The 23,666-nt window shown below is 40.9% G+C and carries 16 protein-coding genes; 10 read left to right on the forward strand and 6 right to left on the reverse strand.

Features of this window, described 5'->3' with window-relative positions; translation table 11 throughout:
* Positions 1 to 571: 571 nt before the first annotated feature.
* The 6 genes from BHV72_RS02370 to xerD form a co-directional block, all read right to left on the reverse strand.
* Positions 572 to 2,110: a YifB family Mg chelatase-like AAA ATPase gene (locus tag BHV72_RS02370; protein WP_122139342.1), complete on the reverse strand. Its 1,539-nt coding sequence runs from the start codon at positions 2,108 to 2,110 to the stop codon at positions 572 to 574.
* 6 nt (positions 2,111 to 2,116) lie between these two features.
* The gene (locus BHV72_RS02375) at positions 2,117 to 3,193 is read right to left on the reverse strand and encodes a TlpA disulfide reductase family protein (RefSeq protein ID WP_005681906.1); all 1,077 of its coding nucleotides are present in this window, start codon (positions 3,191 to 3,193) and stop codon (positions 2,117 to 2,119) included.
* A 138-nt stretch (positions 3,194 to 3,331) separates the two neighbouring features.
* On the reverse strand, positions 3,332 to 4,540 hold the full coding sequence (locus BHV72_RS02380) for a DUF4934 domain-containing protein (RefSeq protein WP_022043246.1): 1,209 nt from the start codon (positions 4,538 to 4,540) through the stop codon (positions 3,332 to 3,334).
* Between the two features lie 197 nt (positions 4,541 to 4,737).
* Positions 4,738 to 6,366: a tetratricopeptide repeat protein gene (locus tag BHV72_RS02385; RefSeq protein ID WP_182316917.1), complete on the reverse strand. Its 1,629-nt coding sequence runs from the start codon at positions 6,364 to 6,366 to the stop codon at positions 4,738 to 4,740.
* Positions 6,367 to 6,527: 161 nt separating this feature from the next.
* Positions 6,528 to 8,222 (reverse strand): tetratricopeptide repeat protein, encoded by a 1,695-nt coding sequence (locus BHV72_RS02390; RefSeq protein ID WP_005675225.1) that lies wholly within the window; start codon positions 8,220 to 8,222, stop codon positions 6,528 to 6,530.
* A gap of 138 nt (positions 8,223 to 8,360) precedes the next feature.
* Positions 8,361 to 9,311: a site-specific tyrosine recombinase XerD gene (gene xerD, locus BHV72_RS02395; protein ID WP_005675226.1), complete on the reverse strand. Its 951-nt coding sequence runs from the start codon at positions 9,309 to 9,311 to the stop codon at positions 8,361 to 8,363.
* Between the two features lie 145 nt (positions 9,312 to 9,456).
* On the opposite strand from xerD, the gene aroQ reads away from it, so the two are divergent.
* From aroQ to BHV72_RS02445, 10 genes are all read left to right on the forward strand, one after another.
* The gene (gene aroQ, locus BHV72_RS02400; RefSeq protein ID WP_005675227.1) at positions 9,457 to 9,879 is read left to right on the forward strand and encodes a type II 3-dehydroquinate dehydratase; all 423 of its coding nucleotides are present in this window, start codon (positions 9,457 to 9,459) and stop codon (positions 9,877 to 9,879) included.
* 28 nt (positions 9,880 to 9,907) lie between these two features.
* A complete protein-coding gene (gene pyk, locus BHV72_RS02405; RefSeq protein ID WP_005681902.1) occupies positions 9,908 to 11,365 on the forward strand; it encodes a pyruvate kinase in 1,458 nt (485 codons plus the stop codon).
* A 14-nt stretch (positions 11,366 to 11,379) separates the two neighbouring features.
* Complete coding sequence (locus BHV72_RS02410) at positions 11,380 to 12,018, forward strand: O-methyltransferase (RefSeq protein ID WP_005675231.1); 639 nt, start codon at positions 11,380 to 11,382, stop codon at positions 12,016 to 12,018.
* A 12-nt stretch (positions 12,019 to 12,030) separates the two neighbouring features.
* Positions 12,031 to 12,363, forward strand: a complete 333-nt coding sequence (gene rbfA, locus BHV72_RS02415) for a 30S ribosome-binding factor RbfA (RefSeq protein WP_005675232.1) — start codon at positions 12,031 to 12,033, stop codon at positions 12,361 to 12,363.
* 17 nt (positions 12,364 to 12,380) lie between these two features.
* The gene (locus BHV72_RS02420; protein WP_286854171.1) at positions 12,381 to 13,607 is read left to right on the forward strand and encodes an FtsX-like permease family protein; all 1,227 of its coding nucleotides are present in this window, start codon (positions 12,381 to 12,383) and stop codon (positions 13,605 to 13,607) included.
* 135 nt (positions 13,608 to 13,742) lie between these two features.
* Positions 13,743 to 14,297 carry an RNA polymerase sigma factor gene (locus BHV72_RS02425; protein WP_122264160.1) on the forward strand — a complete coding sequence of 185 codons (555 nt, stop codon included), beginning with the start codon at positions 13,743 to 13,745 and terminating at the stop codon, positions 14,295 to 14,297.
* Positions 14,298 to 14,464: 167 nt separating this feature from the next.
* Positions 14,465 to 15,589, forward strand: coding sequence for a FecR family protein (locus BHV72_RS02430; protein ID WP_286854175.1), 1,125 nt, complete (start codon positions 14,465 to 14,467; stop codon positions 15,587 to 15,589).
* Positions 15,590 to 15,742: 153 nt separating this feature from the next.
* Entirely contained in the window at positions 15,743 to 19,138 is a 3,396-nt protein-coding gene (locus BHV72_RS02435) for a TonB-dependent receptor (RefSeq protein ID WP_022043251.1), read from the forward strand.
* A gap of 39 nt (positions 19,139 to 19,177) precedes the next feature.
* Positions 19,178 to 21,070, forward strand: coding sequence for a RagB/SusD family nutrient uptake outer membrane protein (locus tag BHV72_RS02440; protein ID WP_122264213.1), 1,893 nt, complete (start codon positions 19,178 to 19,180; stop codon positions 21,068 to 21,070).
* A gap of 103 nt (positions 21,071 to 21,173) precedes the next feature.
* Positions 21,174 to 23,561: a hypothetical protein gene (locus BHV72_RS02445; RefSeq protein ID WP_286854180.1), complete on the forward strand. Its 2,388-nt coding sequence runs from the start codon at positions 21,174 to 21,176 to the stop codon at positions 23,559 to 23,561.
* Positions 23,562 to 23,666: the final 105 nt, after the last annotated feature.

Raw genomic sequence — 23,666 nt, forward strand, 5'->3', positions numbered from 1 at the left:
CCATAAAATTAATCCTATTGTTAGCAGAGCAAAGATATAAAATCCTTTTTATACAATATGTCAAAGAACACTTGATTCTTACTTTTTACACAACCTCCCTGAAGGAGGAGAATATTAGATACTACTGACTTATTGCTCAACCTCAAACTATGCAGGGTGTTTGTGAAACTTGAGTTATTAATGAATAAATGAGAAAAAAGATATAAAATCGAGTATGAAAATAGTGAGATATTACAACAAATATAGCTAACTGTCCTACCCTTGTACAGAGACAGGAATGATTAATATAGGCAAAAGGCTGCAATCTTTATAGGAATTGCAGCCTTTTTTGTTGTAATAAATGGATGCTAAGATTCTAAATTTCTATTTGAGAGTTTATAATAAACTTGGATACCGTTTATAATAAACGATTCGGAAATTTATTATAAACCGAATAGGAGTTTATGTAGTGAACTGTAAATTATTTTAGTCATATTGATTTTCGTGCATGGAATCTTCTTGAATTCGGGTAATTATAGCATACAATGGATCTGGTAACCTAATTATACAAACACTTGTTTTTCTTGTCCTGTTATCCGGCCCAGTTCTCCCTATCCAGATTTCTATAACTGATCGCTTCCGCTAAATGTCCGGAAAGAATTTGCTCACTTCCTTCGAGATCGGCAATGGTGCGTGATACTTTCAATATCCTGTCATAGGCGCGGGCGGATAAATTGAGCCGATCCATTGCATTCTTTAATAAGGTAAGCCCTTTGTCATCCGGCCGGGCAAATAGTGACAGTAATTTGCTGTTCATCTGTGCATTGCAATAGATACCGGGATATTCGGCGTAGCGCTTTTCTTGTATTTGCCGTGCTTTGATAACTCGTTCGCGGATCGTTTCACTAGATTCTCCCCTTCTCTGGTCAGATATCTTATCGAATGGTACGGGAATGATTTCTATTTGAATGTCAATCCTGTCGAGCAGCGGACCGGAAATTTTATTCAAATATTTCTGTACTTGCCCGGGACTGCATACACAAGCCTTCGTCGGATGATTATAATATCCGCAAGGGCAAGGATTCATCGAAGCTACCAGTGTAAAACTGGCCGGGTAATCGATGCTGCTTTTTATTCGGGAGATTGTGATTCTCCTGTCTTCCAATGGTTGCCGCAGTACCTCAAGTACGTTTCTATTAAACTCCGGCAGTTCATCTAGGAATAAAATTCCGTTATGCGCCAGACTTATTTCCCCCGGCTGGGGAAAACTGCCCCCGCCTACCATTGCTACTTGCGAAATCGTATGGTGCGGGTCACGGAAAGGGCGTTGAGTGATTAGGGAGGAATTGCGGTTTAATTTTCCAGCTACGGAGTGTATCTTGGTCGTTTCGAGGCTTTCACCCAACGAGAGGGGAGGGAGAATGGAAGGAAGGCGTTTGGCCATCATTGATTTTCCGCTTCCCGGCGCACCTATCATGATGAGATTGTGTCCGCCGGCAGCAGCTACCTCCAGTGCTCTTTTCACGTTTTCCTGCCCTTTCACATCTGCAAAATCAAACTCGAAAGTACTTTGATGGGCATAGAACTCTTCTCGGGTATTAACAACTGTCGGTTCTAATTCGCGTTCATTATTGAAGAACTCAATGACTTCCCTGATATTGCTGACTCCATAGACTTTTAACTGGTTAACTACGGCGGCTTCCCGCGCATTTTGTTGGGGAATGATTAATCCTTCAAAACCGTCTTCCCGTGCTTTGATGGCAATGGGAAGTGCTCCCTTGATCGGTTGTATGCTTCCGTCCAAGCTCAATTCTCCCATTAACAGGTAGCGGGAAAACTTCTCCGATGATATGGTTTCATTGGCGCCCAGCAACCCGATAGCAAGAGGCAGGTCGTAGGCCGAACCTTCTTTCCGGATATCTGCCGGCGCCATATTGACTACAATATTGGTGGTCGGCATTTTATAACCGTTGACTTGCAGTGCGGAGATGATACGTTGGTGGCTTTCTTTGACCGCTGAATCCGGAAGGCCGACGAGATAAAACATACAGCCACGCGAGCTGTTTACTTCGATTGTGATGAGTGTTGCATCAATCCCTTGAACAGCCGCTCCGAAAACTTTAATTAACACGTTTGGTTACTGGTTATTTCTTTTTTTGTTGTCTTTCTTATCTTTTTCTTCTGCTGCGGAAACTACTTCTTCAATTTTCTTCTTCAGCTTTTCGCCTTTGAGGTCCTTTGCCAGAATCTTTCCGTCTGCTGACAGGAGTATGTTGGCCGGTATTTGCCGGATCGTATATTGTTTAGCAACTTCGGAGTTAAATCCATCGAAGTCGCACACTTGTTCCCAGTCCAGCGTGTCACGTTTAATAGCGTCTTTCCATTGCTCCTTGTTCAAGTCAAGAGAAATGCCCAACATGGCTATATATTTATTCTTTTTGTATTTTTTGTAGATTTCCCGCAGTTCGGCATTGCTGTTTTGATTGGCAATACTATCACCCCATGAAGCCCAGAAATTGATTAGCAGGTTTTTCTTTTTGAGGTTTTCCGATGTGCGGCTTATCTTTTCTCCTTTCACATTAGGGAGGCTGAAAAATGGGGCATATTTACCGATCTCTGTCTTTTCCGCTTGGGAGATGCTTTCGTTAAGACGTTCGATGTAAAGTTTGTCTTGCAATACTCCTGCCATTACTTCGATGAGTTTTTTTATTTTATTGAAGTCGGGCGAGTCTTTTTGAACGAAGTATTTATCCAATAGGTAGAGGCTGACGAATGAAGAATGATGTCCCCGGATGAACTCTTCCGCTTTCTGCTCCAATACCTTTTCAGAGGGAGTGCCCAGCCCTCGCAGATCTTCCTGAAAAGCAGTAAACTCCTGATTATATATATTCCCTTCGATATGAAGGTATTCCGGATTGCTTATATCTCCTTTAATTTTGATTTTGTTTCCTTTATCAAGATATATGGGATATTCTATTTGGTTGTTGATAAGCAGAAAAGCAGGAGTAATGGTGTCTACCGGGATGGTATAGGCGAATTTGTCGTCCTTGGTGAAGATCGTGTCTATCCGGTCGCGCAATTCGTCCATGCCGTACAGGTAAAGTGTATCTGTTCCCAATCCTTTGATTTCTCCGGTGATACTGGCTTCCTTGGAAGGCTTGCTGCAACTGAACAGACAGATAGCTATGAGGATTAAAATACTACTCTTTTTCATCATTTTGATTTCTTTTCTGCGAAAGTACGGTTTTTACGGATAAAAAAAAAGAAGAGGCTGTCTCAAAATGCATTGCACCCCAAAAGTTAGACAAAAAACTTTTGGGGTGCAGCTTTTTTATTGCTTTTTGGAGGATTTTTATTTTTTCATTTTAGCAAAGAGAACAACGTTGTTATTGTCTTCGTTTAATGATTTCACTAACGCTTGTGTACGTTTTCGTACTGTGCTGGGGAGATCTTTTCTTGCCAGTTCTTTCTCTAGTGTTTCTTTTAGTTGTGACGGTTCCATGTTAGAGACGTAATATCCGTTGCCGAAAGACGGCCATATCTGCATCTCCTTTGTTCCTAAAAAGTCATTGTACAAGTGGAAATAGTTGCCGTGCAGTGTCTTTTTGTCTACAATATATTTGGCAGGCTTAGTGCTTCCCCATGTGTTTTTAGACATTTGTACCGGGAAAGAAACGTCGCCTATAAAATGGCGCGGATATTCGGAATAGCCATGCCAGGGAATTTTATCTTTATTGGCATATTCGACAGTGAAACGGGCTTCCAGACGGTTTTTGGCATTGTTGTAGTGGTATAGGCTGTCTACTCGCGGGGTAGGCATAATGACCATTAGCATGACATCATAATCGGAGGTGTTGTTACCCATAAATACTTCATTACTGAAGTCTCGTGGAACGGTCAGATGTGCGGGAGCAACGAAGTTTTTGCGTTTGCCGTTAAAATCTTGTGTCCATACTACTGCCGGCCAACCCTGAAATGGCAGTACCGTCACTGTGACTTCCGATTTCTCCGTGTCTACTCTGAATTGTCCTTTAGGAACGCGCAGGCATAATGGGATGGGGGCTTGTGGATTTCCTTTCAAATCGAATACAAGTAATTTGTCACTTTGCCAGGGTAGGATATAGATACGGTTGTGGGCCTCGTCTAACTGTTCAGCGTATGTATTACCGTATTCGTTCGGTCCCTGGCCATAGGCGCCAATGTTGGTGATATATTTGCCGTCACGGGTGAAAAGTTTATAGGGAGTCTGTTTGTTATTACTTACCAGAATGTAATTGTCGCTGACAGTAGTACGTACCCAACCTCCTACCAGTGCTTCATCCCGATTGTCTAACTGTACCACTTGGAGTTCTTCTGTCAGATAGCTCAGGGGAATGTCTACCGTATCTTTCAGGCTTTTTAAATTACAGGAAATTAATGTTCCCGTAGGTGTTGTGACGCTCTTGGCTACGACAGGCGATAGTGCCAGTGGGTCTTTCGTTGCTTTGCTGTTGTCTGTAAAAGCAAAAATTGCTAATAAAGAACAAGTGCATAAACTGAAAATAATACTTCTGTTTTTCATACTGATATGTATTTAGTTAGTACTGTTTTTCTAATTGGCTTCGGGACAAAAGTAGGCTGAAACAAATAGAAAAACAAAAAAACAGGCGGACAAGAATGCTCTCTTGGTTGTCGCTTATATATCTGATTATTAGTAGAGTATACGCTATTTTATTATTTTGTAAGGCGGACAAAATATAAATGAGGTTGGACTAATTACTAAAATGCTTTGAGAAAACTGTCAAGGCTTATGTTTTCATCAGTGATTCCCAGCTTGTCGGTTTTGATTCGATATTTTCGTTTGGTGATAGCTGCTTTGCTGATACAGTAGATGTCTGATAAATCCTGTATATTGACATTGATTTTGACGAGGCAGCAGAAGCCGATTTCTTTTTCTCCCAAAGAAGGATAGGCTTGTTGTAAGCGAACTACAAAATTGTCGAAGGCATCATTTACGACTGAAATGACTTCCGCCCACTCTGTGTTTGTTACCACTATTTTGCTGTTAGCGGCAGATTCATCCTGCTTGTCATCGGTGTGGAGGGAAGGTAGTTTATGAAAGAATGATATTCTTCTGAAAAGAGCTTCCCGCAACTCCGCTTCTTTGTTTCTCTGTCGGATTTCTTTTTCCCGCAATCCGCTTAGTTCCGCTTCCTTGTGCAATAATAGATTCTCTTGCTGCAACCGCTCTTTTTTCTCTCTTTGATAAAAGAAGAATGCGATGAACCCTACGCTTAGTAAAGCTGTGATGATTCCGAGCATCCATAGTTCGTGCTTCTGTTGCTGAAAATGAAGCTGGTATAGCTCGTTTTGCAATTTGAGCTCGTTGAATTCTCTTCTTTGTATTTCTGAATTGATGTTGCCAAGTATATTATTTTTTATTGTATTTTCCTTTTGTTTGCTGTAAAACGCTTGTTCTGGATAATCTTCTTGATTTATCAGATTGAATAAAAGAGCATTTGCTTCCATGGCAATAAATTCTGAAGTGGAGGTTGCAGCTTGCTGATAGTAATATTTGGCGGAATCTGTCTGGTTCAGGGCTGCGTATGTCCTCCCACGGAGCAATAGGTAATGGGGAATTTCGTATCGGCTGCGACGTTCATTGGATAACAGTTGGAGATACTTCAGTGCTTGCCGGTAATCTTTTCTTTCCAAACTGGTATTCAGCAGATTTTCGAATGCATAATAAATGAGGGACTGGTGGTTGGGAGAGTCTCTAAGTTCTTCTATCAACTTTTTGTACCCTTGGGTATATTTTTCATGTTGCTGCATTGCTTCTATAATTTGAAGGTATAGTTGGCTTGCAGTGAAGTAGGCAAGCGTATCTTTGCTTTTGCGGGTTAGCTGTCTGCTGCTATCCGCCATTGCAAGGGCTTGATTGTAGTCTTGTTTTCTGTAATATGCCGCTCTCCTTAGTCCGTATATGCGTGTCTTTAATGTATCGTTCAGTTGGTACTCTTTCAGCAACTTTCCGGTTGATAATAATGTGGAATCGGGTAGATTCTTATATAGGTAGGAAGCGCTTTGCTCTATGTGTGCTTGTAGCCATTTGGCTTGTAGGTTGCTTTGTTTGTAGCACGTGAGAGCATTTCGGAGCAGTGAGTCACCGGGGAGGCCGGTTTTCCATAACGTTGCTTTATAAGAGAGCAAATAATAGTCTCCTTGTTCGGATAGGGATAATTGGCGGGGGTGTGTTATTTGTTGCAAATAGAAGAATATACTGTCTGTTGAAACTTTTTCCATTTTCATGGCTTCTTTCAGTAGTGATGAAGGTTTGGGCTGGCAACTGCTCATAATAATGAGGCAGCTGATTAATAAACTGTAATAGTATCTACTGTGCTTTTTCATATATTCTATTCTATGATTACGAATATACTATTTTGCCGACAATAAAGAACCTTTCTTTAGGGTATTTTATTAATTAACCGTTTTCTCCGGATAAAAAAAAGAATTGCCCGTCATTTATATGACAGGCAATTCTCATTATTTAAAATAGAGTGGTAATTCTATTATTTAGCGATGCTCATGAAATCTGCATTAGTGAAGTATTTTGCAAATTCCAGGTCAGTAGCTGCCTTCTTAGCTAATGAAGGATCTTTAGCAACTGCGCTCTTCAAGCTGCTTGTTACCATAGAAGAATTGTTAGTTCTAGCACCTAAAACAGCCATCAGGTAGTCAGTGTAAGCATCCGGTCTTTCTACGTTAGCCAATGTGTTTTTAGCCTTGTTGTAGTCCTTAGCAAGGATCTGAGCCAGAGCAGCACTGTTAGTCTTAGAGTCACCGAATGAGTTAACTGCTCTTTCATATTGACCTTGAGCGATGTACAGGTTACCCATAGATTCGCCAAGTTCTTTAGTGCCGGCAGCTTTACCGAAATAAGTTTCAGCAGCAGCTTTGTCACCCTTGATCAAAGAGATCAAACCTAAGTTCATGTTAACTTCAGGAGAAGCGTTAACGCTGGCAGCTTTCTTGAAATAAGATTCTGCTTTGTCAACGTTACCAGCCTGATAAGCCAATTTACCCAAGTTGTTGAAAGCACGGTAATCGTTAGGGAATTGTTTTGTAGCCTGAGTATAGATAGCTTCTTGTTTAGCAGGATCGTTAGTCAGTGTAGCAGCATACAGCAATTCTTCAACATTCAGTTCTGAAGGATTAGAAGAAGCCAGCTTAGCGATTTCTTCGTCAGACTTACCGATGATTTCGTAGTTCAAAGTCAAACGAGAACGACGCAGCTGAGGAAGGATTTCGTCAGCCAAAGTTTTGTAAACTGAAGAAATGTTTTTGATTTCTTGTTCTCTTTGTGCAGGATCTTGATACATTGACAATACGCGGAGAATCAACTCTTTATCCTGGATGTTAGATTTAGAAACCAGTTCCTGGAAGCCTTCCCAGTCCTGTGCGGTATATTTAGCATCGATCGGAGCGTCGATTTTAGCTTTCTTCAGGTCTTTGCTCAACATCTTAGTTGTGTTGCCTTCACGATTTTCAGCCAGTGTAGTATTCAAGCTTACACCACCATCAGGAGAAGCGTATGCAGAAACTTCGATATTGCTGATCTTCTTGTTAGCAGCTTCGTTTACGTTAGCCACTTCTTTATTGAATTCTTTAGCAGTTTTCAACTCGCTTGAACGAATGTTAGCTTGTTGGATCAAGAACATGATGTTAGCGTCATGTTTTTCTTTGATGATACGTTGGAAAGCGTCTTCGCCCAATGCCGGGTTTGCGTTACCTAATGTATTGTTAACTAATTCAGAAGTAGAAATGACACCATCAGCTACTTTCACAGCAGGGATAGTAACCACTTTCTTACCGATAGTAGCTTTAAATTCGAGGTACAGTTCAGACTTAGCCATTTCAGGAACATAGTCGAAGGAAGTTTTCATTGTGTAGCTACCGCCCATCTTGTAAGAGATAGTCTGGTCGTTACCTTCTACTTTTTCACCTTGGAAAGTCGCTGGTTGGCCTTTAGCTTCGCCACCATTCCATTTCAAAACCGGAGTTACTTCTACAACTGCTTTCTTGTTGAAATACTTTTCCGGGAATTTGCCGTTAATGGTTGCAGGAACTTTACCACCTACTGCCTCCAGCACCTGCGGAGTAACAGTGAAGTAATCAGCTGATAATTCACCCATTTTTTTGCTGCAAGAAGAGAATAATGCAACAACCATTGCCATGAGTAAAGGCAAGTACAACTTCTTAGTCATTTTAGGTATAAATTAAATGTTAAATATCGTCGTATTCACATACACCTTTCTGTCTAGTACAGAAAAAGTAACGCAAAGATATTAATTCTTAATATAAATATAAGGATAAGGGCTTGATTTTATCATAATTTAATGAAATTAGCGCTCTTTTTCTTTCCGGTACTTGATATTTCGGGGATGATGTTCAATGATCTCACTGCGAAGCATATTACGGTCGATATGCGTGTAGATTTCGGTTGTAGCAATAGACTCATGTCCGAGCATGCATTGAATAGCCCGCAAATTGGCTCCGCCTTCCAGTAAATGAGTGGCAAAAGAGTGGCGGAAAGTGTGCGGGCTGATATTTTTGATGATACCTGCCGTTTGTGCTAATTCTTTAATCATGTGGAAGATCATTATTCGTGAAAGTCCTTTGCCTCTCCGCTGGCTGACAAATACAAAATCTTCATATTCTTTTTTTACTTCGATCCGGTTACGGTCGGTGAAGTAGAGTTTTATCTCGTTAATGGCACGGGGGGAAATGGGCACAAGTCGTTGTTTGCTGCCTTTTCCTTCCACTTTGATGAAGCCCTCGTCGAAATAAAGATCGGACAGCTTGAGGTTGACAAGTTCTGATACGCGAAGTCCGCAGCTATATAAGGTCTCTAATATAGCCCTGTTTCGTTGCCCTTCGGCCTTACTGCGGTCGACGGCAGAGATAATCCGATCGATTTCTTCCACCGTCAGCACCTCAGGGAGTTTGAAGCCTATTTTGGGCCCTTCCAGCAATTCGCTGGGATCAGCCTCCAAATAATCAGCCATAAGCAGGAAACGGAAGAATGATTTGATCCCTGACAGGATACGGGCCTGCGAACGGGGATGGATACCAATATCATGTAGCCCGGCTGTAAAACGTTGGAGATCAGACAGGCACACTTCCAGAACGTTGATGCCCTCCAAGGTCAGGAAACTCATCAATTTATCCAGGTCTGTAAGATAGGCTTCCAGCGTGTTGGGAGATAAAGACTTTTCCAGTTTGAGATACTGCTGATACTTTCTGATTATCAGTTCCTGTTGTTCCTTCTTCTTCTTTTTTTCGTTGATTTCCATTTCTTTTTTCTACCTTTGCTCCGCGAAGATAGGCTGCACCTCAGCAGAATACAAATAAATTTGTTTCTACATTCGGTTTGCACTATCTTTGTGGCTTGAAATATTGTTCTTTGGATACAAAGGTATAAAAAAAGAGGATTACGCGATGAAGATACAAATTATTAATGGCCCGAATATAAATCTGTTGGGTAAGCGTGAACCTTCCATATATGGAAGCGTTACATTTGAAGATTATTTGGCTGAACTTCGCAAAAGATACACTGACGTGGAGATCGACTATTTTCAATCGAATATTGAGGGAGAGATGATTGACTGCATACAGCAGGTAGGATTTGACGTGGACGGGATTATTCTGAATGCGGGTGCTTATACGCATACTTCCATTGCTTTGCAGGATGCTATTCGCTCTGTGACGTCTCCGGTTATCGAGGTGCATATCTCCAATGTACATAGTCGTGAGTCTTTCCGGCATGTGTCGATGATTGCTTGTGCCTGCAAAGGGGTGATTTGCGGCTTTGGACTGAACTCATATAGGTTGGCGCTGGAGGCATTGTTAGAAAATAAATAAGGTATAATATATAATAGGTAGAAAGACTATGTTATTGAAACAGACTAAGATTGTGGCTTCTATTTCGGATAGACGTTGTGATGTGGATTTTATAAAACAGCTCTTTGAAGCTGGAATGAATGTGGTGCGTATGAATACTGCGCACGCCAGCCGTGAAGGTTTTGAAGCTCTGATTGCAAATGTACGTACCGTGTCCAATCGTATTGCGATTCTAATGGATACGAAAGGACCGGAAGTCCGTACGACTGCCAATGCAGAACCGATTCCATATAAAATAGGTGAGAAAGTAAAGATTGTAGGTAATCCGGAACTTGAAACTACCCGTGAGTGTATTGCTGTTTCATATCCCAATTTCGTACACGATTTGAATATCGGTGGTACGATTTTGATTGACGATGGTGATCTGGAACTGGAAGTCATTGATAAAACCGCTGATTATTTGCTTTGTGAAGTGAAGAACGAAGCTACTTTGGGAAGCCGTAAGAGCGTGAATGTTCCGGGTGTTCGTATCAATCTTCCTTCCTTGACGGAAAAAGATCGTAACAATATCCTTTATGCTATCGAAAAGGATATTGATTTTATCGCTCACTCTTTCGTGCGCAATCGTCAGGATGTACTTGATATTCGTGCGATTCTGGATGCTCATAATAGTGACATTAAGATTATTGCCAAGATTGAAAATCAGGAAGGCGTAGATAATATTGATGAGATACTGGAAGTAGCCGACGGCGTTATGGTTGCCCGTGGTGATTTAGGTATTGAGGTCCCTCAGGAACGCATTCCGGGAATCCAGCGTGTGCTGATTCGTAAATGTATCCTGGCAAAGAAGCCGGTGATCGTTGCTACGCAAATGTTGCATACGATGATTAACAATCCTCGTCCTACTCGTGCGGAAGTTACTGACATTGCCAATGCAATTTATTATCGTACGGACGCTTTGATGTTGAGTGGTGAAACTGCTTATGGTAAGTATCCGGTGGATGCGGTGAAAACAATGACTAAGATTGCGGCTCAGGCTGAAAAAGATAAACTGGAAGAAAATGATATTCGTATCCCGTTGGATGAAAACAGTAATGATGTTACGGCTTTCCTTGCCAAGCAGGCTGTAAAAGCTACATCTAAGTTAAAGATACGTGCGATCATTACCGACAGTTATAGCGGACGTACAGCACGCAATCTGGCTGCTTTCCGTGGCAAGTATCCGGTATTGGCTATTTGTTATAAGGAAAAGACGATGCGGCATCTGGCTCTTTCTTATGGTGTGGAAGCGATCTATATGCCGGAACTCGCAAACGGGCAGGAATACTATTTTGCAGCCCTGCGCCGCCTGTTGAAAGAAGGACGTTTGCAGCCAACGGATATGGTAGGCTATTTGAGCAGTGGTAAAGAAGGTACGCAAACTTCCTTCCTCGAAATAAATGTGGTGGAGGATGCGTTGAAGCATGCGGAAGATACCGTATTGCCTAATAATAACCGTTATCTGTAAAAAGAACAGGCTGTATGCAAGAGACTGAATCTATTGACGAATATATTCTGCAACATATTGATCCCGAAAGCGATTATTTGAAAGCGCTGTATCGGGATACGCACGTAAAATTGCTTCGTCCCCGTATGGCTTCCGGGCATTTGCAGGGGCGGATGTTGAAGATGTTTGTGAAGATGATTCGGCCTCGGCAGATACTGGAGATCGGGACGTATAGCGGATATTCCGCTCTTTGTCTGGCAGAAGGTTTGTCGGAGGGCGGAATGTTGCATACCTTTGAAATAAATGATGAACAAGAGGACTTTACCCGTCCGTGGCTTGAAAAATCGCCATTTGCAGATAAAATCCGTTTCTATATAGGTGATGCCTTGGAACTTGTTCCCGATTTGGGCGTTACGTTTGATCTGGCTTTTATTGACGGTGATAAACGTAAATATATTGAGTATTACGAAATGACGTTGGCTCATCTTTCCGAAGGAGGATATATGATAGCTGACAATACGTTGTGGGATGGTCATGTGTTGGAACAACCCCGTAATACGGACGCCCAGACCATCGGCATTAAGGCTTTTAATGATCTTGTAGCCAAAGATGAACGGGTGGAGAAAGTAATATTACCCTTACGTGATGGGTTAACGATTATAAGAAAAAAGTAAAGGAGTAGATTTATGGAAACAACTAGACAGAATAAGATATCCCGCTTGTTGCAGAAAGAACTGAGTGAGATATTCCTGTTGCAGACAAAGGCGATGCATGGGACGTTGGTATCGGTTAGCGCTGTGCGCATTAGTCCGGATATGAGTATTGCCCGTGTTTATCTCAGTGTTTTTCCTTCTGAGAAAGCAGAAGAAATGGTGAAGAATATCAATGATAATATGAAATCCATTCGTTATGAACTGGGTACTCGTGTTCGTTATCAGCTACGTATTATCCCTGAACTGAAGTTCTTTGTGGATGATTCGTTGGATTATATCGAGAAGATTGACTCATTGCTGAAATGAAATAATTCATTGCAGAGGTGAATTTCCCCTTCTATATAGCCCGGCGTTATCTTTTTTCGAAAAAGAAACATAATGCTATTAATATCATATCCGGCATTTCTGTGTGCGGAGTGGCCCTTGCTACATTGGCGTTGGTCTGTACACTCTCTGTTTTTAACGGTTTTCAGGATATGGTGGCCAGCTTTTTCACCGCTTTCGATCCGCAGTTGAAAATTGTGGTTCGTGAAGGGAAGGTTTTTGACGGGCAAGATGAACGGATTCGCGCTGTTTGTGCGCTTCCCGAAGTGGCTGTATCTACAGAAACGCTCGAAGAGAATGCAATGGTACAGTATAAAGACCGTCAGACTATGGCTGTTTTGAAGGGTGTAGAAGATAACTTTGAGGAACTGACCGAGATTGACAGTATACTTTATGGAGCCGGTGAGTTTCTCTTGCGTGATTCGATTGTGAATTACGGGATTATGGGAGTGGAACTCGTGGCCACTTTAGGTACAGGATTGGAGTTTGTCGATCCGCTCCAGGTTTATCTTCCCAAACGGAATGCCAAAGTAAATATGGCAAATCCCGGTGCTTCCTTTAAACGTGACTATCTTTATTCTCCCGGAGTGGTGTTTGTCGTGAATCAACAGCAGTATGATGGTAAATATATTCTTACCTCTCTTGATTTTATCCGACAACTGCTGGATTATACCACGGAGGTTTCTGCGATAGAGCTGAAATTAAAATCCGGTGCAAACGTCTCATCTGTACAATCTAAGATCGAAAAGATGTTGGGAGATGATTTTGTTGTTCAGAACCGTTATCAGCAGCAGGCGGATGTGTTCCGTATTATGGAAATTGAGAAACTGATCTCCTATCTATTTTTGACTTTTATCCTTATGATTGCCTGTTTTAATGTGATCGGTTCTCTTTCTATGCTGATACTGGATAAAAAAGATGATGTTGTAACATTACGCAGTCTGGGGGCTAATGATAAACTTATTTCCCGGATATTCTTATTTGAGGGACGTCTTATTTCTCTTTTTGGGGCTATCTCTGGTATTATTCTCGGATTAATTTTATGTTTTATCCAGCAGAAATTTGGCGTAATTTCGCTAGGTGGAGGCGGTGGTACTTTTATCGTGGACGCCTACCCTGTCAGTGTTCATGCGTGGGATGTTGTGCTTGTCTTCATAACCGTTCTGACTGTCGGATTCCTTTCTGTGTGGTATCCGGTACGCTATTTGAGTAAAAGACTTTTATAGTCGGATGCGGAACTTCTATTGTGGAAACTTTCCTATATTTGAAAACTTTTAAAGCCTTATTATTTTTATAATTGATGATATACTTGTATATTTGACTCGATTTTGTTAATTGAAAAGTAATCTGTACAATAATTCGTGAGAGTGAAAAGTGAAGACATAAGCAAAATTGCAGATGGCGATGAAATGGTTTTTACCCGTTTCATGGAGCATTATTCTACGCGCTTATATTATTATGCTTATGGCTTGTTGGGACAGAAAGAAATGGCCGAGGAAGTAGTGAGTGATGTCTTTTTCGAGGTCTGGAAGAACAGGAAGGGGTTGGTGCAGATTGAATATATGAATGCCTGGCTGCAAACAATCACCTATCGCAAATCAATCTCGTATTTAAGAAAAGAAACCGGGAAGAATGAACTTTCATTTGATGAAATTAGTGATTTCTCTTTTGAACCCGTGCAATCGCCCGATGAGGAAATTATAAGTAAGGAAGAGGTGGCAGAAATAAATAATGCTATTGAAAAACTCCCGCCCAAATGCAAGCATGTCTTTTTTCTGGCAAAGATAGAGGGGCTACCTTATATTAAAATAGCAGAGATGCTTGAAGTCTCTGTACAGACGGTGAATTATCACATCGCTTACGCAATAGAAGCGCTATCTAAAAGCTTGAAGATAGCTTCTCCAAAAAAGAAATAATCCGAAGGGGTTCGGAAGATTCTCTATTTTTTCTTCCCTAAAAAAACTACACGCTATTCTAAGGCACGTTCTATTTTTTTATGAAAAAACGAAAAAAAAGTTCGTTTTTGACCTAAAGATTTCTTTTTAAGTTGCGACTATAATAATAGAACAACTTAAAAAAGAATATGAATTTGAAAGAATATAACCGTCTGACTGATTTATTTGGTAAACTGAATTCCCGGGAGAATACTGAGGATGAGTTTACTGCTATGTCCGAAGGCGAGAAATTGAAATTCTTTTGGAAAGATTGCATGCCGGAAAAAATTGATGCATCTTCTATTATAGAGAAGACACAGCAAAAAATAAAACGTGATGCTATGAGACGCAGAAGAAATTACTTCTTGGTTGCTTCTGCTTCGATTGCCGCTTCTGTTCTGATTTGTATTTCAACTATATACTTCCTGAACCAGACCGGAGAGGAAAAGCAGAATTTTCAGGCAATGGTAGAGCAGATGGAGAACTCGGCAATCGATGAAGTGACTCTGATAACTTCCAAAGAACAATTGAATCTGGATGAAAATGCTTTTATTAAATATACGAAAGAAGGAAAGGTGGCTGTTAATTCACAAAAAGTGGAAGAAGAGAAAGAAGAGGGAGGAAAGGTTGCAGAGCTGGAAGAATACGACCAATTGTTGGTTCCGGCAGGAAAGCGTGCTAAGATAGAACTCTCTGATGGGACTTTGGTCACTGTGAATTCTCAGTCGAAAGTGATTTATCCACGTCGTTTTAAGGGAGAAACTCGTACAATATATGCCCAGGGAGAAGTTTTTTTGGAAGTAGCACACGATAAGAAACATCCGTTTATTGTAGAAGCCAACGGTTTTAATTTGCGTGTTTTGGGAACTAAGTTTAATATCTCAAATTATGAAGGTGAAGCTACGAACATTGTATTGGTAGAGGGCTCGGTAGAGGTGACTGATAAGAATGAGAAAAAAGCACAATTGGTTCCAAGTGATTTGCTAAATATTACCAACGGCAATATCGCTTATCAAAAGCAAGTGGATGTTACCGGATATATCAGTTGGGTGGATGGAATACTTATGCTGGAAGGAAATAATCTGTCTGAGATTACTAAAAAACTGAGTAAGTATTACGGTATATCCATTCAATGTAATCCCGAAGTGGGCAAAGAAAAAGTTTATGGAAAACTGGATATCAAAGACAATATAGACGAGGTGCTTAAATGTATTCAGCAAACGCTTCCATTTGTTATTGTAAAAGAAGGAAAAAGTATATACTTAAATAAATAACCGTTTTAATTAATCTAAAAAATGAAAATACTTATGAAGGACAAATCTACGTAGTAATGACAAAAAATCGGATAAATATGGCTGTATTTATCCGATCGTAATTCCTTAGTTAAATCAATAAATCCAAAATTGTTAACCTAAAAAGAAATTTTTATGGTAAAGAAAGCTATTTTCCCTAATCTAAAGAAGAAAGTTAATCTTTTTTTGATAATTAACGCCTTTTTTATGATTCCTTGCTGTGCTTTGGCTGAAACAGTTGCTAAATGGGACTCAGAAAAAGACTTGTTCACAGTACAATCAAATAATGTGACCGTAAAAGATGTATTAAATTACATTGAAAAAAACAGTAAGTATATTTTTATTTATTCGGAGGGCGTTCAGAAAACGTTGACGGATAAAGTCTCTATTTCGGTTGATAATAAGAAGATCGATGTTATTTTAAGTGAGTTGAGTAAGAAAACGGGATTGAAATATAAGATTGTCGGGAGACAGATCACGATTTCTAGGCCGGAAGTGGAATCCCCTCAGCAAGATACAAGAAAAGGTGTAAAGGCAACGGGTAACGTGAAAGATGATAAAGGTGAGCCATTGATTGGCGCCTCTGTTCTTGTGAAAGGAACTACTAACGGAACTATTACCGGGATAGACGGAGACTTTACATTGGCTAATGTCAAAAAGGGCGATATCCTTGAAATCTCATTTTTGGGTTATAAAACTACCACTGTTACTTTCCAAGGTAGTAAAGTTAGTGTTATTTTGCATGAAGATTCAGAAACTCTTAGTGAGGTAGTTGTTGTGGGATTTGGTGTGCAAAAAAAGGCATCTGTGGTAGGCTCTGTGGAATCTATCAAACCGGCAGAACTGAAAATACCGTCCAGTAGTTTGAGTAATGCTTTTGGTGGTCGTATTGCCGGTGTTATCACGATGCAGCAGAATGCTGAACCAGGTGCAGATGGGGCTAGCTTCTGGATTCGGGGTGCGGCTACCTTTAGTGGTACTACTAATCCGCTAATCTATATCGACGGTGTGGAATCGTCTACCGATGACATGAATGCTCTGCCGCCTGAGGCTATCGAAAACTTTTCTGTATTGAAGGATGCTTCAGCTACAGCATTGTATGGTGCCCGCGGTGCCAATGGGGTTATTCTGATTACTACCCGTTCGGGTAAGGATATGGAAAAGGCCAGAATTAATATCCGTATTGAGAATACATTCTCACAACCTACCCGTACACTGAAACTAGCGGACGCAGCTACTACGATGGAGACGAGAAACGCAGCGGTTTGGGCTAGGAACCCGGAAGCTACGGCTTTTTATACGCAGGAGAGAATAGACAATACTCGTAATCGAATTAATCCGTACTTGTATCCGGATGTGGACTGGGTGGATGTTCTGTTCAAGGATATGTCTATGAACCAAACAGCTAATATCAACGTAATGGGTGGTACAAGTAAAGTCGATTATTTCCTGAGTGCTACGTTGAATAATGATAATGGCCAATTGAAGCAGGATAAGAATAATTCATTTGACAATAATCTGCAAAATCTACGATATTCTATTCAGGGTAACATTGGCGCATGGCTGACTAAAACAACAAAAGCTACCATACGTCTTAATACACAGATTGAACAATATACCGGACCAACTACGAGCGTACCGGATCTTTATCAGTTTGCATTACGTGCACCGAGTATGTATTTCCTCCCTTACTATCCAAATACTATTAATGCCGATCATGTTCTTTTCGGTAATAGCTATGAAAATGCTTCTGAGGGTTCGGGATACCACATGAATCCGTATGCTGAGATGGTGAGAGGTAGACAGCATAGTGCAGCTTCTACTATCAACGCTAGTTTGGAATTGGAGCAGAAACTGGATTTTATCACAAAAGGATTAAGTTTTAAAGCATTGATTAACTTTAAAAACTATTCGTACACATACTACAGTCGTACGTTTAATCCGTACTATTACAGATTGGATAGTGCAGACCCATTGGAATCTGGAGGATATGATTTCCAATATACATCTATGAATCAAGGTAGTACAGCATTGACTTTAGCCTCAAATGGCAGTTCGGGAGATCGCTATATGAATATTCAGGCATTACTGAATTACCAGCGTACGTTTGCCAACAAACATGATGTGGGAGCTCTGTTCGTTTACTTACAACGTGATTACAACGTTAATAATCCCGGTGACTATTATGCTACACTGCCACAGCGCAACCAAGGTATTGCCGGTCGTGTGACGTATGCTTACGACGGGAAATATCTGGCTGAAGCTAATTTTGGCTACAATGGTTCCGAGACTTTTCAGAAAGGCAGTCGTTTTGGTTTCTTTCCTTCTTTTGCAGTAGGTTATATGATTTCAAATGAAGAATTTTTTAAGCCACTTAATGGCATTTTTACTAGTTTGAAATTGCGCGCTTCTTATGGCTTAGTGGGTAATTCCGATATTGGCAGTGGTCGTTTCCCCTATCTAACTAAGGTAAATCTGAATGGTGGTGGTAGTTATCAGTTTGGCAAGAACTGGGATAACTCGGCATCTGGAACTTCAATCAGTACATACGGTGCTGATAATGTGACGTGGGAAATTGGTGAGAAATATGATATTGGGGTAGATATGACTTTATTCAAAGATTTGAATTTCACTATTGACTACTTTCGGGAGAATCGTAAGAATATCTTTTTGCAGCGCCAGACCATTTCAGTTGAAACCGGTATCACTGGTACGGCTCCTTATGGAAATTTGGGTCGTGTGAAGAACGAAGGTCTGGATATGTCGTTTAATTATAATCATTCATTCAATAAAGACTTTTTTATTTCGGCGCGCGGTACATTTACGCTTGCCAAGAATGAGTATGTGGAAAGAGATGAACCTCCTTATGAATACAGTTATATGTCACAAGTGGGACAACCGTTGAACAATTATTATGGCTACATAGCCGAAGGTTTGTTTCAGAGTGAAGATGAAATAGCTGATAGTCCAACGCAAGAGTTAGGGACTTATAAGACTCAGGTAGGTGATATCAAATACAAAGATTTAAATGGTGACGGTAAGATTGATGGTACCGACAAGACTTACATCGGTAATCCCAGTGTGCCACAGATTATTTACGGTTTTGGTGCTAGTATGCAATATAAGGGTTGGGATGCTTCGTTCTTCTTTCAGGGTGTTGCCAAACGGGATATTATGTTACAAGGTATCCATTCGTTCACTGGAAATACACACAACCTGATGCAATGGGTTGTTGATAATTACTGGAGAGAAGATGGTGCGAATCCAAGTGCTGAGTATCCTCGTCTGACCAACGGCTCGAACCCAAATACAACCGAGCCCTCTACTTATTGGCTTAAAGATGGATCATATATACGTTTGAAGAATGTGGAACTAGGTTATACATGGAAGTTTCTGCGTGCTTATGTTGCAGGTGCAAACTTGCTGACGTTTTCGAAGTTCAAGATTTGGGATCCGGAGCTGAATACCCAGAATGGACAGGCATATCCTACACAACGTACTGTAAGTGTTGGTTTGCAAATGACTTTTTAAACAATAATTATTATAATGACTTTAAATATTACGACGATTATGAGAATTAAAAATATATTCATGGCAACTTTGCTGGGCGTGATGCTGCATTCGTGCGAGTTTCTGGATGTGGTTCCCGATGATACTTCGACTCTAGACGATGCTTTTAAGACAGAAACTAATGCCGGCAACTTTATCTATGGTTGTTACAGCGTAATGCCTGCTTTCCTTGATTTTCGTAACAACGAAGCGTGGGCAACTACTCCCGAAATGATCGGTTCTCCGCATTGGACTTCAGAATGGTTCTATTATCTGATAGTGCAACGATGTAACTATAGTCCTGCGTATGGTGGTAGTGCTTTATGGAAGAATATGTATGATGGAATTCGTAACTGCTGGATTTTTCTCAATAACATAGATAAAACTGTGCCTGTGAAATGGACGCAAGAAGAATTTGAAAAAAATAAAAAACAATGGATTGGTGAAGCATATTTCCTAATAGGGTATTATCACCTTTGCCTAATGCAGGCATATGGGCCAGTGGTGATATCAGACCAATTATTGGATTCGGATGCCCCAGCGGAAGAAATGATGCAGACTCGCCGTCCTTATGATGAATGCGTAGAAAGAGTTGCGGCTTTTTTTGATAAGGCGTTGGAATACCTGCCGGATTCATATAATGATTCTAACTTGGGACGGGCTACTAGTATAACTGCAGAAGCATTGAAAGCACGCTTGTTCCTCTATGCGGCAAGTCCCTTGTATAATGGTAATACTGATTATGCAGATTTTAAGAATAAAGCAGAGTTTGGTGGCGAGCAATTGATTTCTACCACCTACGACAAGGAAAAATGGAAAAAGGCTCTCGATCAGTATGAAAAGGCTATAACGAAAGCGGAATCTAAAAATTTTAGATTATATGAATATACCGGTAATACTAGTGGATTAACTGATTTTGATAAAGCTGTAGCCAATAGTCGCTATAAGATTGCTGCCGGTTGGGACTCTCCCGAATTAATCTGGCCGTATACTGGAAGAAAAGAAACCTTGGGTTATAGTAACGGCTTCAATTATCATGCCATCCTTCATGGTATTTCTAATGAAACTGTTCCTATTGGTGGACTGGGTACCACTTTGTGGACTGCTAGGCTTTATTTGACCAAGAATGGCAAAGAGATAGACAAAGACCCGAACTATGATTATACCAACTGCATGCAGGTGGATAACGACGAGGTGCTAAAACTTAACAAAAACCGTGAGCCGCGTTTCTATGCCGACTTAGGATATGACCGTGGACCATATGAAATCAGTAACGCGAATGGTCTTGATACTATTACTATCAAGATGAGGTTTCAGGGAAAAACAGGTAGTAGTTATTACAATCCCGAAGAAGCGCATGGTGCAAAAGATAATGCAAGCGACCAACTTTATGGGGGATATGCTATCAAGAAATTAGTAAATCCGAAAACTACAATTCAGGATGGTAACAATAATGTAGCAGCTTATCCGTTCCCTATTGTCCGTTTGGCTGAGTTGTATTTAGGATATGCTGAGGCATATGTTAATTACTATGGAAAACTGGATGGAAAGGGAGCGGAGTACTTTAATCTTATTCGCAAACGTGCCGGATTGGGTGGCATAGAGGAAACCCATCCGAATGCAACACCGGAAGAGTTAATAGAAGCAGTGCGTCGTGAGAAAACAGTAGAGTTCATGTTTGAAGGGCAAATGTTTTGGGATTACCGTCGTTGGAAGATTGCTAAAGAGGCATGGAGCGGAATGGAAGGTGGTATGCCTGCCTTGAATGTTTACGGTACAACAGCTGAAGAATTTAATAAGGAAGTTAAGGCAGACATGATGCCATTCGTATTTAAAGAAGAAGGCTACCTCTATCCGATTCAGCAGGAATATTTGAACAAGAATCCGAAATTGGTACAGAATCCTAATTGGTAATTGAGTTGCCATAAACAGACATATACATATCACACTTTCCCTTAATTCCCTTATATAGGGGAAGTGTGATTTACTATACAAAACACAAAAAACTGATATATAAATGATAAAAAATTATTTCCTGCTAGGAAGCTTATTATGTAGTATGGGTGCCTTTTCTCAGTCTACCGTATGGAAACATACCGGATGGGAAGCTCGCATTTCAGACAAGGGCTATCTGGAACAGATTATCTTTAAGGATAAGAAAGGTAATGACACCATTCCTTTCTTTCGTTCTGGGCAAGGTAACTGTGGTCCTTCTTTTTATGCTGAAATCAGTGGCAAAGAAACTACCGCAGCTTGGATACCTGACGGATATCTTTCTTATCGGAGCACGATAGACCAGGTGGAGTGCCGTCTAACGTATCAGTCATGGAAAGGGCAGCCGGCTTTGAAAGTTACTCTTGAAAACAAAGGGAATGTACCTTTTCAACCGACAAAGGCGGGACTGAAATTGGGAATCGATACTTATATGGATAAGTATCCGGACTGGTTTGGAAAATATTTCCCAACGCTGATGCGCAATGAAAAGACGCACTTCTACGGTTATCTGCAAACCCCTGCAGGACACGTTTTGGGAATTGTATCGCCACAGCCTGTAGCTTCATGGAGTGTGGCTTACAATCTGGGTTATCAAGATCCACCTCCACATTGGTTTATGGGGCACCGGATAGAGTCATTAAATCTGGATTTGATGAATGCATTACCTTTGCCCGAACGCAATCCACAAGATTTGTGGATGCTGAAACAAGGGGAGATCAAGAGCTGGACTATTGTGCTCATGGATATAAATCCGTTGGGGGAATTTGAACACGTTATACATAAGGCGACTGGCATACCGATGATCTCTATTGATCGGACGACTTATGTTCCGGGAGAAACCGCATCTTTTGAAGTTCTGTCTGGTTCTAAAGATATCAAAGTGTTGGATGATAAAGGGCAGGAGTTGAAGGTCAATATCCGGACACAGGGAGAGGGAGTAAAGCAAGTGTCGTGTGTACTGCCGGATGTCGGGTTGTATACAGTACGTGTCAGGGACAATGGAAAAGAAACAGAAGGTATTCTTTCAGTACATCATGACTGGAAATGGACTATGGAACAGGCACGTCGGAATGCTTTGAAATATCACCAGAAAGCTACTTCACACATAGAAAGTTGGTATGGCTTCCATTCTTCTTTTATTGCTGCACAATATTTTCCGGATGAACAACTGGATAAAGCTTTACGTGATCGCTTTGATTATTTATTCGGCTTGTTACATGATCAACAAAAGATGGAGCCTAAGTACCACGCTTCACGCATACAGAATACTTCGGGGACAATAGGTTTGTTAGTAGACAAATATCAAGCTTATGGTGATATAGCCGACTTACAGAAGGCTTCTCGTTTGGCAGACTGGTTGATGAACAATTGGCAACGTGAAGATGGTGCCTATGTCAATCATCATATTATTTATACCAGCGTTATCTATGTAGCGAAAAGTATGCTGGAACTTACTTTGGTCGAACGTGAGTTAGGCAAGAAGAATACTGTATGGGCAGAGGCGGTGGAGCGCCATTATCAATCTGCCAAACGTGCTATCGACCAGTTGGTTGCTTCACAAGGTGACTTTGAAACAGAAGGAGAACTTACTTTTGAGGATGGAATGATTTCCTGTTCTGCACTTCAGATTGGAATGCTGGGATTGATGCAGAAAGACGAAAAGGTGCGTAAACATTATACAGACGCTATGTTACAAATTCTGGAGAGTCATGATTGTCTTACCCAACTGCGAGTCCCCGATGCCCGCCGGAGGGGTGGAACCATGCGTTATTGGGAAGCACAATATGACGTGCAGATGTTGCCGAACATGTTCAACTCTCCTCACGGTTGGAGCGGCTGGCGTGGTTACGCTACCTATTATGCTTATCTGCTGACAGGTGAAGAACGCTGGTTGAAAGAAACTTATAATGCGATGGGAGCTTTTTCTCATCTGATTGATTATCGTACAGGAAATCTTCGCTGGGCATTTGTTGTAGATCCGTATCTGAAAGTAAAACAGGCTTGCAGTGCTGATACACATGTGACACAAGATTCATTGAGTTTTGGAAATCCACATCCTGAACTCTATGATACACGCGAATTTATTATAGGTGAACAATATGTGAATATGGTTAGTGATTGGCAGACAATTAATACACAGGATAACGATGTGCACGAAGTATTCAAGTGTATTGCTGAATCTATGCTTACTAACGCCTTTATTGTAGAACGTCCGGACGGCTCGGTTGTCGGATACAACTGTATTATTGAAAAGCAAGGAAATAAACTGAAGGTCAAAGCAAATGAGAAGCAAATAACTAATCTTCATTGTAACTTGAAGCATCCATTCACAGTCGTGTTTGATAAAGTAGATAAGGTGCTGGAGGCAAATTATTTGGGTTGGGCATTTGGAACGGATATCTATCAATAGAATAAAAGGATATATTTTATGAATTTCAAATTCCATATGGCGGTAGGGGAATTGCTCTGCTCATCTCAAGAGAGTTCGTACATAGTTTGATCGGCAGAATGGCTG

It is taken from the genome of Bacteroides sp. 43_46, from assembly GCF_001915455.1.
Classification (GTDB): domain Bacteria; phylum Bacteroidota; class Bacteroidia; order Bacteroidales; family Bacteroidaceae; genus Bacteroides; species Bacteroides caccae.

Coding starts and splice junctions, on each gene's coding strand:
- BHV72_RS02410 (WP_005675231.1), top strand. CDS start 11,380: ATGCAAGAGACTGAATCTATTGACGAATATATTCTGCAACATATTGAT.
- BHV72_RS02445 (WP_286854180.1), top strand. CDS start 21,174: ATGATAAAAAATTATTTCCTGCTAGGAAGCTTATTATGTAGTATGGGT.
- BHV72_RS02385 (WP_182316917.1), bottom strand. CDS start 6,366: ATGAAAAAGCACAGTAGATACTATTACAGTTTATTAATCAGCTGCCTC.
- rbfA (WP_005675232.1), top strand. CDS start 12,031: ATGGAAACAACTAGACAGAATAAGATATCCCGCTTGTTGCAGAAAGAA.
- pyk (WP_005681902.1), top strand. CDS start 9,908: ATGTTATTGAAACAGACTAAGATTGTGGCTTCTATTTCGGATAGACGT.
- xerD (WP_005675226.1), bottom strand. CDS start 9,311: ATGGAAATCAACGAAAAAAAGAAGAAGAAGGAACAACAGGAACTGATA.
- BHV72_RS02440 (WP_122264213.1), top strand. CDS start 19,178: ATGAGAATTAAAAATATATTCATGGCAACTTTGCTGGGCGTGATGCTG.
- BHV72_RS02430 (WP_286854175.1), top strand. CDS start 14,465: ATGAATTTGAAAGAATATAACCGTCTGACTGATTTATTTGGTAAACTG.
- BHV72_RS02380 (WP_022043246.1), bottom strand. CDS start 4,540: ATGAAAAACAGAAGTATTATTTTCAGTTTATGCACTTGTTCTTTATTA.
- BHV72_RS02390 (WP_005675225.1), bottom strand. CDS start 8,222: ATGACTAAGAAGTTGTACTTGCCTTTACTCATGGCAATGGTTGTTGCA.
- aroQ (WP_005675227.1), top strand. CDS start 9,457: ATGAAGATACAAATTATTAATGGCCCGAATATAAATCTGTTGGGTAAG.
- BHV72_RS02375 (WP_005681906.1), bottom strand. CDS start 3,193: ATGAAAAAGAGTAGTATTTTAATCCTCATAGCTATCTGTCTGTTCAGT.
- BHV72_RS02435 (WP_022043251.1), top strand. CDS start 15,743: ATGGTAAAGAAAGCTATTTTCCCTAATCTAAAGAAGAAAGTTAATCTT.